Source organism: Mesorhizobium sp. M7A.F.Ca.US.005.03.2.1, from assembly GCF_003997795.1.
Taxonomy (GTDB): Bacteria; Pseudomonadota; Alphaproteobacteria; order Rhizobiales; family Rhizobiaceae; genus Mesorhizobium; species Mesorhizobium ciceri.
This window is the reverse complement of the sequence record NZ_RZRP01000062.1, coordinates 1-14,089: the sequence shown is the minus strand read 5'-3', so window position 1 is coordinate 14,089 and position 14,089 is coordinate 1. Positions and strand designations below refer to the sequence as shown.

Annotated in this window: 15 protein-coding genes; 10 read left to right on the top strand and 5 right to left on the bottom strand. The window is 62.7% G+C overall.

The window, feature by feature from the left end; all coding sequences use genetic code 11:
• The 5 genes from EN991_RS05920 to EN991_RS05900 form a co-directional block, all read left to right on the top strand.
• The coding region (locus EN991_RS05920; RefSeq protein ID WP_245460904.1) for a helix-turn-helix domain-containing protein at positions 1 to 499 on the top strand (499 nt) is incomplete at its 5' end.
• A 303-nt stretch (positions 500 to 802) separates the two neighbouring features.
• Entirely contained in the window at positions 803 to 1,921 is a 1,119-nt protein-coding gene (dnaN, locus tag EN991_RS05915; RefSeq protein WP_013527877.1) for a DNA polymerase III subunit beta, read from the top strand.
• An 82-nt stretch (positions 1,922 to 2,003) separates the two neighbouring features.
• Positions 2,004 to 3,149 carry a DNA replication/repair protein RecF gene (gene recF / locus EN991_RS05910; RefSeq protein ID WP_013527878.1) on the top strand — a complete coding sequence of 382 codons (1,146 nt, stop codon included), beginning with the start codon at positions 2,004 to 2,006 and terminating at the stop codon, positions 3,147 to 3,149.
• A 31-nt stretch (positions 3,150 to 3,180) separates the two neighbouring features.
• Positions 3,181 to 3,936 (top strand): molybdopterin-synthase adenylyltransferase MoeB, encoded by a 756-nt coding sequence (locus EN991_RS05905; protein ID WP_013527879.1) that lies wholly within the window; start codon positions 3,181 to 3,183, stop codon positions 3,934 to 3,936.
• A 4-nt stretch (positions 3,937 to 3,940) separates the two neighbouring features.
• Entirely contained in the window at positions 3,941 to 4,429 is a 489-nt protein-coding gene (locus EN991_RS05900) for a GNAT family N-acetyltransferase (protein ID WP_013527880.1), read from the top strand.
• A 47-nt stretch (positions 4,430 to 4,476) separates the two neighbouring features.
• On the opposite strand, the gene EN991_RS05895 is transcribed toward EN991_RS05900, so the two are convergent.
• Positions 4,477 to 5,478, bottom strand: coding sequence for a D-glycerate dehydrogenase (locus EN991_RS05895; protein ID WP_013527881.1), 1,002 nt, complete (start codon positions 5,476 to 5,478; stop codon positions 4,477 to 4,479).
• A 209-nt stretch (positions 5,479 to 5,687) separates the two neighbouring features.
• Here EN991_RS05895 and EN991_RS05890 point away from each other — a divergent pair, with 209 nt between their 5' ends.
• The gene (locus EN991_RS05890) at positions 5,688 to 6,248 is read left to right on the top strand and encodes an SH3 domain-containing protein (protein WP_127368360.1); all 561 of its coding nucleotides are present in this window, start codon (positions 5,688 to 5,690) and stop codon (positions 6,246 to 6,248) included.
• Here the strand turns inward: EN991_RS05890 and EN991_RS05885 are convergent.
• Positions 6,221 to 6,628 carry a DUF4260 domain-containing protein gene (locus EN991_RS05885; protein WP_127368359.1) on the bottom strand — a complete coding sequence of 136 codons (408 nt, stop codon included), beginning with the start codon at positions 6,626 to 6,628 and terminating at the stop codon, positions 6,221 to 6,223. The genes EN991_RS05890 and EN991_RS05885 overlap by 28 nt on opposite strands.
• A gap of 46 nt (positions 6,629 to 6,674) precedes the next feature.
• Entirely contained in the window at positions 6,675 to 7,106 is a 432-nt protein-coding gene (gene irrA, locus EN991_RS05880; RefSeq protein ID WP_164753836.1) for an iron response transcriptional regulator IrrA, read from the bottom strand.
• Between the two features lie 242 nt (positions 7,107 to 7,348).
• On the opposite strand from irrA, the gene fabA reads away from it, so the two are divergent.
• The 4 genes from fabA to EN991_RS05860 all read left to right on the top strand — a co-directional run bounded on the left by fabA (position 7,349) and on the right by EN991_RS05860 (position 11,714).
• Positions 7,349 to 7,864 (top strand): 3-hydroxyacyl-[acyl-carrier-protein] dehydratase FabA, encoded by a 516-nt coding sequence (fabA, locus tag EN991_RS05875; RefSeq protein WP_013527885.1) that lies wholly within the window; start codon positions 7,349 to 7,351, stop codon positions 7,862 to 7,864.
• 51 nt (positions 7,865 to 7,915) lie between these two features.
• Positions 7,916 to 9,136, top strand: a complete 1,221-nt coding sequence (fabB, locus tag EN991_RS05870; protein ID WP_127368357.1) for a beta-ketoacyl-ACP synthase I — start codon at positions 7,916 to 7,918, stop codon at positions 9,134 to 9,136.
• A 13-nt stretch (positions 9,137 to 9,149) separates the two neighbouring features.
• Positions 9,150 to 9,962, top strand: a complete 813-nt coding sequence (gene fabI, locus EN991_RS05865) for an enoyl-ACP reductase FabI (protein WP_013527887.1) — start codon at positions 9,150 to 9,152, stop codon at positions 9,960 to 9,962.
• Positions 9,963 to 10,169: 207 nt separating this feature from the next.
• On the top strand, positions 10,170 to 11,714 hold the full coding sequence (locus EN991_RS05860) for a bifunctional diguanylate cyclase/phosphodiesterase (protein ID WP_027161757.1): 1,545 nt from the start codon (positions 10,170 to 10,172) through the stop codon (positions 11,712 to 11,714).
• 73 nt (positions 11,715 to 11,787) lie between these two features.
• Here the strand turns inward: EN991_RS05860 and EN991_RS05855 are convergent, their stop codons facing one another.
• Both EN991_RS05855 and pnp read right to left on the bottom strand, forming a co-directional pair.
• The gene (locus tag EN991_RS05855; RefSeq protein WP_127368356.1) at positions 11,788 to 12,807 is read right to left on the bottom strand and encodes a class I SAM-dependent methyltransferase; all 1,020 of its coding nucleotides are present in this window, start codon (positions 12,805 to 12,807) and stop codon (positions 11,788 to 11,790) included.
• A 100-nt stretch (positions 12,808 to 12,907) separates the two neighbouring features.
• Positions 12,908 to 14,089, bottom strand: a 1,182-nt coding sequence (gene pnp / locus EN991_RS05850; RefSeq protein WP_127368355.1) for a polyribonucleotide nucleotidyltransferase, incomplete at its 5' end; no start/stop codon positions are given.

Here is a 14,089-nt window from a genome sequence, read left to right as displayed (position 1 = left end):
CCTTGCCACGGCCAGGAGCGACGACGCATCCCTCGACATTTCGGAGGAGATCCTCAATCACGTCGCCCGCACCGTGACCGGCAGCGGACGCGAGCTGGAAGGCGCCTTCAATCAGCTTTTGTTCCGTCAATCCTTCGAGCCGCAGATCACCATCGACCGGATCGACGAAATCCTCGGCCACATCTATCGCACAGGTGAGCCGAAGCGTGTCCGTATCGAGGACATCCAGCGCATCGTGGCGCGTCACTACAATGTGTCGAAGACCGAATTGCTGTCCAACCGGCGCACGCGCACCATCGTCAAGCCGCGGCAGGTCGCCATGTACCTGTCGAAGGTGATGACGCCGCGCTCGCTACCCGAGATCGGACGGCGTTTCGGTGGCCGCGATCACACCACGGTGCTGCATGCCGTGCGCAAGATCGAGGACCTTTCCGGCAACGACAACACGCTGGCGCAGGAACTTGAGCTTTTGAGGCGGCTGATCAACGATCAGGCCTGACCCTCCGGGAGGGCCGAACCGAAACAACGCCGGGATTCAATGGCTTGCCTGTGTAGCGCCGGGCCTGCATCGGGCTCGTGGCGTGGCCTGGAAGCGATCTGGATTTCGGTTTTTCGACACTGGCTCGCGGACTTCGGGCGCGTTATCCCCAGAAAGCCCGCGTAGCCGGCCTGAACCGGCGGCGCGGGCTTGCGTTTGCTGGTTTTTTCCTGTCAGTTTACGCAGATTCTGAGCCTATTCAGACCTTTCGCGGGACGCCGCTCACTGGTGACCCGTCATTCATTCAAGCGAGCCTGTTTCGTCATGCGTGTTATCCTGGAACGGTCAAATCTCCTGAAGTCGCTCAACCACGTCCACCGTGTGGTCGAGCGGCGAAACACCATACCGATCCTGTCCAACGTGCTGCTCGGCGCCGAAGGCGCCAGCCTCGAAATGAAGGCGACCGATCTCGACCTCGAGGTGACCGAAGCGACGCCCGCCAAGGTGGAGCGCGGCGGGGCGACGACGGTCCCGGCACATCTGCTCTACGACATCGTGCGCAAGCTCGCCGATGGCGCCGAGGTGATGCTGAAGACGGACGAGGACGGCAACGCCATGACGGTGACGTCCGGCCGCTCGAGCTTCCGCCTTCAGTGCCTGCCGCAATCCGACTTCCCGGAGCTTTCGGCCGGATCCTTCTCGCATATCTTCCGTCTCGACTCGGTTGCCCTGAAAGGCCTGATCGAGAAGACCCAGTTCGCCATCTCCACCGAGGAGACACGCTATTACCTGAACGGCATCTACCTGCACACGCATGAGGTCGGCGGCAAGCTGAAGCTGCGCTCGGTGGCGACCGACGGCCACCGCCTGGCGCGCGCCGAGATCGACGCGCCGGCGGGTTCCGAGGGCATGCCGGGCATCATCATTCCGCGCAAGACGGTGAGCGAGCTGCAGAAGCTTGTCGACGATCCGGATGTCGCGGTGACCACCGAACTGTCGGACACCAAGATCCGCTTCACCATCGGCAGCGTGGTTTTGACCTCGAAGCTGATCGACGGCACCTTCCCCGATTATCAGCGGGTCATTCCGACAGGCAACGACAAGAAGCTGATCATCGACCGCCAGAGCTTTGCCGCCGCCGTCGATCGTGTCTCGACCATCTCTTCCGAACGCGGTCGCGCGGTGAAGCTGTCGATCAGCGAGGGTCAGGTGACGCTTGCGGTCAACAATCCGGATTCAGGCAGCGCCACCGAAGAACTGTCCGCTGACTATTCATCCGATCCGATCGAGATCGGCTTCAACGCCAAGTACCTGCTCGACGTTGCCGCGCAGCTGACCGGCACGGAGGCCAAGTTCATGCTGGCGGATGCCGGTTCGCCGACGCTGATCCACGACATGGCCGACGAGACCGCACTCTATGTGCTGATGCCGATGCGCGTGTAGCGGCGCGGTGTCAGCACTTCGGTCCTGTTGTGGACCGGCGGCAAGCGCGATATTTACGGCGACTTCTATAGGCGGATAGCGGTTGCCGGCACAGAACCATATAAGTAAGCTAACACTTACTAATTTCCGCAACTATGCGGCGCTGACGATCGATCTGGCGCCAGGTGCCGTGGTTTTTTCCGGCGACAACGGCGCCGGCAAGACCAATCTCCTCGAAGCGATCTCCTTTTTGACACCGGGACGTGGCTTGCGCCGCGCGCCCTACGCCGATGTCGCGCGCGAGGGCGGCGACGGCGGCTTTGCGCTGCATGCCCGGCTCGACGGACCTGATGGCCAGGTCGAGATCGGAACAGGCATTTCCGGCGGTGACACCGCCGGCGAAGGCGGCAGGCGGGTACGCATCAACGGAGCTTCGGCGCGTTCGGCCGAGGACATGCTGGAATGGCTGCGCGTGGTTTGGCTGACGCCAGCCATGGACGCGTTATTCACCGGACCGGCCGCGGATCGCCGGCGCTTCCTCGACCGGCTGGTGCTGGCGATCGATCCCGGCCACGGGCAACGTGCGATCGACTACGAGAAGGCGATGCGCGGTCGTAACCGACTGCTTACCGAAAGCTCTCGGGACGACCGCTGGTTCGACGCTATCGAGACGCAGATGGCCGAAACCGGTGTGGCGATTGCCGCGGCGCGCGCCGAGATGGTGCGCCTGCTGGCCGCCATGATCGACAGGCTGCCCGACACGGGACCGTTTCCGCAAGCCGATATCGGCCTTTCAGGCGAGCTGGAAGCCGAGATTGCCGTGGCGCCGGCGGTCGATGTGGAGGAACGCTTCCGTCGGACGCTTGCCGAGGGCCGCGAGCGCGATCGCGCCGCCGGGCGTACGCTCGACGGCCCGCACCGTTCGGACCTGGTGGTTCGGCACCGCCCCAAGGCGATGCCGGCCGAGCTCTGCTCGACCGGCGAGCAGAAGGCGCTGCTGGTCGGCATCGTGCTGTCGCACGCAAGGCTGACCGGCGAAATGTCGGGCATGACGCCGATCCTGCTGCTCGACGAGATCGCTGCGCATCTCGACAGCGGGCGGCGCGCGGCGCTGTTTTCCATCCTGGAGGAACTGAACTGCCAGGCATTCATGACAGGAACCGATGCTGCGCTGTTTTCCAGTCTCCAGGGCCGTGCGCAATTCCTGACCGTCGACCACGGGACGGTTGGGCCAACCGAAGACCCCTGACAAGGTTTTTCCGTGCCTGTATGATCAGGCAATGACCACTGCCGCCCTGACCGCAGACGAGATCGAACGCTATGCCCGCCACATCGTGCTGCCGGAAATCGGCGGCGCCGGACAGCAGAGGCTGAAGCAGGCCCGGGTGCTGGTCATCGGCGCCGGCGGGCTGGGCGCCCCGGTGCTTGAATATCTTGCCGCCGCCGGCGTCGGCACGCTTGGCGTGGTCGATGACGACACCGTTTCGCTCTCCAACCTGCAGCGTCAGGTCATTCACGGCACCGACACTGTCGGCCTGCTGAAAACCGACAGCGCCAAGGCGGCAATCGCCCGCATCAATCCCAATACCACAGTCGAACCGCATACGTTCCGGCTGACCACGGACAATGCGCCTGCCCTCGTCGCCCGCTATGACATCGTCGTCGACGGTTCCGATAATTTCGAAACGCGCTACGCCGTGGCCGATGCCTGCGCGAGCGCTGGGAAACCGCTGGTGCATGCCGCCGTCGGACGCTTCGACGGCTCGGTCACGGTGCTGAAGCCCTTCGAAGACGGCAAGGACGGCAAGCCCAACCCAGGCTATCGTGACCTGTTTCCCGAAGCGCCACCGCCGGGCCTGGTGCCGTCCTGCGCCGAAGTCGGCGTGCTTGGCGCGCTGACCGGCGTCATCGGCACGCTGCAGGCCATGGAGGCGGTCAAGCTGATCACCGGCGTGGGCGAACCGCTGGTCGGCCGGCTGCTGCTTTATGATGGGCTGGCGGCGCGCTTCGACACCATCCGTTACAAGAGAAGCTGAATTCTTGGGCCGGATCGAAGCAGTCTCCATCAGGCGGATCCCGACCGATTTCGACCGTTGGGACGATGTGCTCGCATTGATCATGCGTGCCTTCGCCTCGATGGACGATGTCATCGACCCGCCCTCCTCGGCCCACCTTTTGACCGCAGACACTCTGCGGGACAAGGCAGGGCGGGAGACCGGCTTCGTGGCGCTCAAGGGCGATCGGATCGTCGGCTGCGTCTTTGCCCTTGAAAAGGTGGCAGAGTTCTATGTCGGCAAGCTCGCCGTGGCGCCGGACTGCCAGGGACAAGGCATTGGACGGCAGCTGATGCAGGCGGTCGAAGACCTTGCCCGCAGCCGCGGCAAGGCCGCCATCGAGCTTCAGACGCGGATCGAGTTGACCGCAAACCATGCGGCCTTTGCTCGCCTCGGCTTTCGCGAAACTGAACGGACGGCGCATGACGGCTATGCCAGGCCGACTTCGGTCACCATGCGCAAAGCCCTCCCGTAAGTCTTATCTTACGGTTTGTGGGCCACGGATATTGCACCGCGACAGCATCAGGTCCTGAGCGGCAGCACGCGGTCTGGTGGGCGGTGGCCGTCAACGAAGGCGCGGATGTTGATGATGACCTTTTCACCCATGTCGATACGGCCCTCGAGCGTCGCCGAGCCCATATGCGGCAAAAGCACGACCTTGTTCTTGGCCGCGAGCTTCAGCAGCTTGCCGTTCAAGGCCGGCTCGTGCTCGTAGACATCGAGGCCGGCGCCGGCGATCTTGCCGTCCTGGATCAGCTTGACCAGTGCTTCCTCGTCGATGATGTCGCCGCGCGCGGTGTTGACGACATAGGCGGTGGGCTGCAGTAGCGCCAGCCGCCGCGCCGAAAGCAGATGGAAGGTTGCCGGCGTCGAGGGACAGTTGACCGAGATGATATCCATGCGGGCCAGCATCTGGTCGAGGCTTTCCCAATAGGTCGCCTCCAGCCCGTCTTCCACGGCCGGCAGCACGCGGTGGCGGTTGTGATAGTGGATCGACAGTCCGAAGGCCTTGGCCCGCCTGGCTACGGCCGTGCCGATCCGCCCCATGCCGACAATGCCGAGCCGCTTGCCCCAGATGCGCCGGCCCAGCATCCAGGTCGGCGACCAGCCGGCCCATTTCTTGTCGCCGGTGAGCACATTGGCGCCTTCCGCGAGCCGCCGCGGCACCGCCAGCATCAGCGCCATCGTCATGTCGGCGGTGTCTTCGGTCAGGACATTCGGCGTGTTGGTGACGGTGATGCCCCTCTTGGCCGCAGCCGCGACATCGATCTTGTCGACGCCGTTGCCAAAATTGGCGATCAGCTTGAGGTTGTCGCCTGCCTGAGCGATCAGCGCCGCGTCGATATTGTCGGTAATGGTCGGCACCAGAACGTCGGCTTCCTTGACCGCCGCGACCAGTTCCGGCTGCGTCATCGGCCGGTCCTCGACATTCAGCCTTGCGTCGAACAGTTCGCGCATGCGGGTCTCGACCGGGTCGGGCAGCTTGCGCGTGATGACGACAAGAGGCCTTTTTTTGCCTGCCATTGTTTCCCTCTCGAGTATTTGCCGCAATTCCGAACGCAAAACCGCTTCACAGGTTTGCTGGAATTGCTCTAACCCGATCTCGTTGAGACCTCTTTAACCAAGACCGGCGAAACTGAAAGCCGGTCGCGGTGCCGATTACCCATGTAACAAGCGGTGCCGCCGAAGACAAAGAAAAAGGGGCGCCGAGGCAAGCGCCGAAAGGAATGAAAGTGTCTGGTTTCGCGTCGCTTCGCCTGGCCCTCAGTGCAGCATTTTTCGGCGCTCTGCTTTATTCTCCGCTTACGGCGGCACAGAGTGCGGCTGCACCTGCCCAGAGCGTCGTCACGCTCGGGCCGAGCGGCCTGCCGCTGCCGCGATTCGTCAGCCTGAAATCCGGCCGCGTCAACTCGCGCGTCGGCCCCGGCGCCAACTACTCGGTCGACTGGATGTACATGAAGGCCGGCCTGCCGATGGAGATCATCCAGGAATTCGACACATGGCGCCGCGTGCGCGATGCCGATGGTTCGGAAGGCTGGATCAACCAGTCGCTGCTTTCCGGCCGACGCACGGCAATCGTCGCACCATGGCAGCGTGGCAAGGGCACCCGGCTCAATCTTCTCAACAGCCCCGACAAGGATGCAAGGGTGGTCGCGATGATCGAACCTGGCGTCATGGGTACGATCAAATCCTGCGACGGCCAGTGGTGCGAAATGACGTTCGAAGGCCACACCGGCTGGCTTGCCCAGTCGGTCGTCTGGGGCGCCTATCCCGGCGAACGGGTCAAGGACTGATTCTCTTTCGCGGTCCTGGCTTTATGCCCGATACGGCCGAGATGGGTGTCCTGGAAGCCGGTCGGCAGCTTCAGACCGTAGCCCAGCGCACGGTCGATGGCGATGTGGGCGATCCATATCAGCGCAACCGCCATCGCGGCCGTATTGCCCCACATGTGCCCGCCGAGCAGCAGCAGCACGGGCACGATCAGGATGTGCAAGGCGTTGTAGGCAAGGGCACCGACGCGCGGACCGGCCAGATAGCCCGACATCGATAGGTCAGGCGCCAAGATAAGCAATCCGAAGAGCCACCAGGAGATGCCGGTCGAACCGTAGAAAATGACGGCAGCCAGTGCCACGATCGCCCATTCGAGCCGGATTACGAAATCGAGGGGTTTCATCCCTGGCCGATAATTCTGGCTTGGCAGATGATTCTGGCCTCGCCAGTCATTCGCAGCGTTTGGGGCGCAGCCTCACTACGATGTCGACATTGGCGATCTCCATCCCTTCCGGAGGCTCCGGCAGGTTGGCAACCGTCACCGGACCGCTGTCGATGTCGAATATACGGTTTTCGCCTTCGATGTAGAAATGGTGGTGGTCGGAGGTGTTGGTGTCGAAATAGGTTTTCGCGCCTTCGACGGCGAGGATGCGCAAAAGTCCCGCCTGGGTAAACTGGTGAAGGGCATTGTAGACGGTGGCCAGCGACACCGGCACGCCGGCGGCAACCGCCTCCTCGTGCAGTTCCTCGGCCGACAGATGCCGGTCGCCCTTGGCGAAAAGCAGATCGGCCAGCGCAATGCGCTGACGCGTCGGCCTCAGCCCGGCTTCACGGACCCGCTTGTCCACAGCGACATTTTCCTTCCGGCCGTCCAGGTCCATCTTCTCGTCGAACCCCACAGTTCCGCCCCAAGACACGCCCAGAATGGCAAAAAAATGAACGTCTGCCGAAACCGGACCTCTCAGGACATATATTCTGTCGTCCGAATGCGATCAATAGCGCGCATTGACCCAGGCAGACGAGCAGGCTAAGCGCAAACGCCGGTTTCCGGCCTGAAACAGATTGTGTTAGGAAACCAACGACAAGGGCCCCCGATGGCCCGGAACGATATGGGATGAGATTGATGGCGGGTAAATCCAGCTACGAGTACGACGAATTGCTGGCCTGCGCCCGCGGCGAACTGTTCGGACCGGGCAACGCCCAGCTTCCCTATCCGCCAATGCTGATGTTCGACCGCATCACCGAGATCAGCGAGACCGGCGGCGCCTTCGAGAAGGGTTTCATCCGCGCGGAGTTCGACATCAAGCCGGACCTGTGGTTCTTTGCCTGCCATTTCATCGGCAATCCGATCATGCCGGGGTGCCTCGGCCTCGACGCCATGTGGCAACTGACCGGCTTCTACCTTGGCTGGCTTGGCGAACCCGGCAAGGGAATGGCGCTGTCGACCGGCGAAGTGAAATTCAAGGGCATGGTCACGCCCTCGGTGAAGAAGGTCGAATATGGCATCGACTTCAAGCGCGTGATGCGGGGCCGGCTGGTGCTCGGCATCGCCGATGGCTGGCTGAAGGCGGATGGCGAACCCATATACGCGGCAACGGATTTGAAAGTCGGTCTGTCCAAGCAGTCGGCGGTCGGCTGACCGGCACCCCTGGCCAGCCCCCTTGGCCGGCATCCCTGGAAGGAGTTGCGAATGAGACGTGTCGTAGTCACAGGCCTCGGCATCGTGTCGTCGATCGGCAACAATGCCAACGAGGTGCAAGCCTCGCTGCATGACGCCAGATCAGGCATCAGCTTCTCGGATTCCTTCGCCGAACACGGCTTCCGCTGCCAGGTCTGGGGAGCGCCGACGCTCGATCCATCGGCGATGATCGATCGCCGTGCGATGCGCTTCCTGAGCCAGGGGGCTGCATGGAACCACGTCGCCATGGACCAGGCGATCGCGGATGCGGGCCTCGGCGAGAGCGACATCACCAATGAGCGCACCGGCATCGTCATGGGATCGGGCGGACCATCCACCCGCACCATCGTCGAAGCTGCCGAAACGACGCTGAAGAACGGCAGTCCCAAGCGCATCGGTCCGTTCGCGGTGCCGAAGGCAATGTCGTCGACCGCATCGGCGACGCTTGCCACATGGTTCAAGATCCACGGCGTCAACTACTCGATCTCGTCGGCCTGTTCGACCTCGGCGCATTGCATCGGCAATGGCTATGAATTGATCCAATGGGGCAAGCAGGACATCGTCTTCGCCGGCGGCCACGAGGATCTCGACTGGACGATGTCGGACCTGTTCGACGCCATGGGCGCCATGTCGTCGAAATTCAACGACAAGGCATCGACCGCCTCCCGTGCCTATGACGTCAATCGCGACGGCTTCGTCATTGCCGGCGGCGCCGGTGTGCTGGTGCTGGAAGAGCTTGAGCATGCCAAGGCGCGCGGCGCCAAGATCTATGCCGAGATCGTCGGCTATGGCGCGACGTCGGATGGCTACGACATGGTTGCTCCTTCAGGCGAAGGCGCGGTCCGCTGCATGCGCCAGGCGCTGGCCACGGTTTCCACGCCGGTCGACTACATCAACACCCATGGCACATCGACGCCGGTGGGAGATTCCAAGGAAGTGGGCGCCATCCGCGAGGTGTTCGGCCCAGAGATGCCGTACATCACCTCGACGAAGTCGCTGACCGGCCATTCGCTGGGCGCGGCCGGCGTGCAGGAATCCATCTACTCGATCCTGATGATGCAGGGCGGTTTCATCGGCGAAAGCGCCCATATCGAGACCCTCGACCCCGAATTCGAGGGCATGCCGATCGTGCGAAAGCGCATCGACGATGCCAGGATCGACACTGTTTTGTCCAATTCGTTCGGCTTCGGTGGCACCAACGCCACGCTCGTTTTCCAGCGCTATTCCGCATAAGGATTTGCCGGCCATGGACGGATTGATGAAGGGCAAGCGCGGGCTTGTCATGGGTGTCGCCAACGATCATTCGATCGCCTGGGGCATCGCCCGGAAATTATCCGAACACGGGGCGGAACTCGCCTTCACCTATCAGGGCGATGCCTTCGGACGCCGGGTCAAGCCGCTGGCCGACAAGCTCGGCGCCTCGCTGGTCGTGCCGTGCGACGTCGAGGACAGCGCTTCGGTCGCCGCCACGTTCGAGACCCTGGGCAACGAATGGGGCGGGCTGGATTTCATCGTCCACGCCATCGGCTTTTCCGACAAGAACGAGTTGAAAGGCCTCTACGCCGACACCAGCCGGGACAATTTCGTCCGCACCATGGTGATCTCCTGCTACTCCTTCACCGAGGTCGCCCGCCATGCGGCCACCTTGATGAAGGACGGCGGATCGATGATCACGCTGACCTATGCGGGCTCCGTCCGCGTCATGCCGAACTACAATGTCATGGGCGTCGCCAAGGCCGGACTGGAGGCCAGCGTGCGCTACCTCGCCAACGATTACGGTCCGCGCGGCATCAGGGTAAACGGCATATCGGCTGGGCCCGTGCGCACGCTCGCCGGCGCCGGCATTTCGGACGCCCGCCACATGTTCTCCTACCAGCAGCGAAACTCGCCACTGCGCCGCACGGTGACCATCGACGAGGTCGGTGGTTCGGCGCTTTATCTGTTGTCGGATCTGTCTTCCGGGGTTACCGGCGAAATCCACTATGTCGATTCCGGCTATCACATCGTTTCCATGCCGACGCTCGATGAATTGAAGCAGACCGACGGCGGGCGAGACTAACGCCTGTCGGCCAAAGGTGCGCGACGGTTTTGAAATGGCGGACATCTGAAAACACGAAGCTTAAAGCGCGCGGCTAAACCCCGTTTCAGCGCCAGTCGCATTGATCCGCTCAAGAAATACTTTCGGTCCAATAAAATTTGATTCATTCGCGGAAACTCATTTTAAGGAGATATCCGCTAGAAAGCCCCGTACTCAGGGGAACTTTCAATGCTCGCCGTCAGCAACCCGAAGCGAACACCGGTGTTCCGACTGCTCACCATAGCGAGTTCGGGTCTCGGCAGTTTCGTCCTCGGGCTCTGGGGCCTGAAGCTCGGTCTCGGCGATGGCTTTGCCGGCATCTCCGCCGACATGATGGTCTCGGTGATGGCCGCTCTTTGCGCACTGGCGGCGTCGGTCGCCGCGATGTCCTTCTTCGCCGGCGTCGATGAATCGGCGGATTTCGTCTTCACGGAAACCCATTTCGACAAGCTGACCGGCCTGGTGGCACGTCCGGCGATGGTCGGCAAGATTGCCGAGGCGGCATGCGCGACCAGCCGGACCGGCGAGCCGATGTTCCTCATCGATATCGACATCGACCGGTTCAAGCAGATCAATGACGCCATCGGCTACAGCCAGGGCGACGAGCTGATCCGCGCCTTCACCAAGCGCTTGAAGACGTGCGTGCCGCCGCGCGCGCTGATCGGACGCATCGGCGCCGGTGAATTCGCGATCCTGCTCCCCGACAACCAAGTCGCAGGGTCCTTGGAAAGCACCATAGAGAGGCTCATCGACGAGATGATGGAGCCCTATGATCTCGGTACGCACCTGCAATCGGTCAGCCTGTCGGTCGGCATCGTGGCGATGCCAAAGGACGGTGTCGATCCCGTCCTCATCCTGCGCCGCTCCAATCTGGCGCTGCAGAACGCGCGCGCCAGCGGCGTCGGCAACTGGTCCGTCTTCCATGCCGAAATGGGCAGGGTCGCCGACCATCGCCAGTGGATCGAATCCGAACTGCATACAGCCTTCGAGCGCGGTGACTTCGACCTTCATTACCAGCCGCAGCTCGATCTCCCGACCGGCCGCATCGTCGGCTACGAAGCGCTGATCCGCTGGCGGCATCCGGAACGCGGCATGATCCCGCCGATGGAGTTCATTCCGATCGCCGAGGAAACCGGCATGATCGGTCCGATCGGCGAATGGGTGCTGCGCAAAGCCTGCAGCGACGCCCGGCATCTGCCCGACGACTGCTTCGTCGCCGTCAACATCTCGCCCGTCCAGTTCATGACCAAGGACTTCGTCGGCATCGTGCGCGACACCATGACGAGCACCGGCATCAAGCCGTCACGGCTGGAACTGGAAGTGACCGAGACGGCGATGATGCAGGATCGCGACCGCGCCGCCGCCATCCTGAAGGAGCTTGCGGATATCGGCATTTCGGTCGCCGTCGATGATTTCGGCACCGGCTATTCCAATTTGAGCTACCTGATCGATTTCTCATTCGGCAAGCTGAAGATCGACCGGTCCTTCGTCAGCCGCCTCGACACGGATTCCAGCTCCGGCGCGGTCGTCTCGACCATCGTCGGGCTTTCGCGCGCGCTCGGCGTCAGCATCATTGCCGAAGGCGTCGAGACCGAAAGCCAGGCGACACTGCTCAGGGCAGCCGGCTGCGAGGTGGTGCAAGGCTACCTGTATGGCAGGCCCGCCCCCCTCAAGATCAGGGTCGGCGACGTGCATATCACCGATGAGGTCCGGCGCGTTGCCAATCTGCATTGAGTGCGACGCGATATCTGTTTTCGTCTGAGCATGATCTTTTCCGAAACCGGTATCCACTTTTCGGGATCATGCTTCAACGACGAGCGGAAAGCACCTTGAACATGCCGTCACGAGCGAGTTCGGCATGGCTCGAAAAGGCAGCCGCCAAGATCGGCTCGTAGGGAAGCTGACGGTTGGCGACCATGAACAGCCGCCCACCCGGCTTCAAGGCCTTGGCCGCCGCTCGGATCATGCCGGCGCCGATCTCCGGCTCGGCCGCCCGGCTGCGGTGAAAGGGCGGGTTCATGGCAATCGCGTCGTAGCGCTTCTCGACTGGTTCCTTCAGCAGATCGATCCAGAAGAAATTCCGGGCGATCGGCTGGCTGACCGCTGCCAGATTGAGCTTCGCGGCTTCAAGCGCGGCGAAATCGGCCTCATAGAGGTCGAGCGCCTGAACGCCGGGGGAGCGGGCGGCGATCTCGGCCGCCACATAGCCCCAGCCGGCGCAGAGATCGGCAATGTTGCCACGCAGGTCATTGGGCAAATTCTCGACCAGCAATTTCGAGCCGGTATCGATCCGGTCGAACGAGAACATGCCGGGCGCGGTGTGGAACCGGCCTTCAACCAGCCGAGCGGGGTTGGCAGCGCGCAATTCTTCCGCGGCGGCCAGATCGGCGGGACGTCGCAGCCAGAAGGCAATGCCGTGATATTTGGGCAAATGGCCTTCAAGCGGCACAAGCTCGTCAACGCGCTTGCGCAGGCTGGCAATGCCATCGTCCTTGCCGCCGGCAATGACGACCAGGCCGCCCGGCGCCACGCACTCAAGCGCCTGCGCGATGCGCACTTCGTTCAAGCCGCGATGCCGGCCGGCAAGCACAAGTGCCATATCGAAGCCATCGCCTTCCACTTGCGCGGTGACGACGAAGCCAGACGCCTGCAGCGCGCTGAAATGCGGCCGGAAACCCTGCACGAGGTGAAGTGTCGCCTCAAAGCCTTCAGGCAGGCGAAAACCCGGCTCAGCGCCGAGAAACAGGGCGCGCGTGCCCTTGCCCGGTAGAGAAACAGCCTCCGCCTCGAAGGGATGGAAAAGCGTCTTCAACGGCTCGGCGGACATTGTTCGATCTCGACTTGTCTAAGCGCTTTGAAACCCAGGCTGAAAATGAAAACGGGCGCGACATAAGCCGCGCCCGTTTCGATTCATGGTCTCAGACCAATCAGGCGGCGTTTTCTTCGCCTTCGGTCTTCTTGTCGCGGGCGAGTTCCTTGCCGGTGGCCTGGTCGACGACCTTCATCGACAGGCGGACCTTGCCGCGCTCGTCGAAGCCCATCAGCTTGACCCAGACCTTGTCGCCTTCCTTGACCACATCCGAGGTCTTGGCGACCCGGTCGTTGGCAAGCTGCGAGATGTGGACGAGGCCGTCACGCGGACCGAAGAAATTGACGAAAGCGCCGAAGTCCGCGGTCTTGACGACCGTACCTTCGTAGATCTCGCCGACTTCCGGCTCGGCGACGATGGTGTGGATCCACTTCTTCGCCGCCTCGATCTCCTTGGCATTGGACGAAGCGATCTTGACCGTGCCGTCGTCCTCGATGTTGATCTTGGCGCCGGTCTTTTCGACGATCTCGCGGATCACCTTGCCGCCCGAGCCGATCACGTCACGGATCTTGTCGGTCGGGATGTGCATCACTTCGATGCGCGGTGCGAACTCACCGAGTTCCGAACGCGCGCCGGTCAGAGCATGCGCCATCTCGCCGAGGATGTGCTGGCGGCCATCCTTGGCCTGGTCCAGCGCGATCTTCATGATCTCCTCGGTGATGCCTTCGATCTTGATATCCATCTGCAGCGAGGTGATGCCGTTGGCGGTGCCGGCGACCTTGAAGTCCATGTCGCCGAGGTGATCCTCGTCACCGAGGATGTCGGATAGAACGGCGAAACGCTCGCCTTCCTTGATCAGGCCCATGGCGATACCGGCGACGGGCTTGGCCAGCGGCACGCCGGCATCCATAAGCGCCAGCGAGGTGCCGCAGACGGTGGCCATCGACGACGAACCGTTGGACTCGGTGATCTCCGAGACGACACGCAGCGTGTAGGGGAACTGGTCGGCGCTCGGCAGCATCGGGCGAATGGCGCGCCAGGCGAGCTTGCCATGGCCGATTTCGCGGCGACCCGGCGAACCCATGCGGCCGGTCTCGCCGACGGAATAGGGAGGGAAGTTGTAGTGAAGGAGGAACTTCTCCTTGTACATGCCGGTCAGCGAATCGACATACTGCTCGTCCTCGCCGGTGCCGAGCGTGGCAACGACCAGCGCCTGGGTCTCGCCGCGGGTGAACAGCGCCGAACCGTGGGTGCGCGGCAGGACGCCGACTTCGGAGACGATCTTGCGGACCGTCTTGAG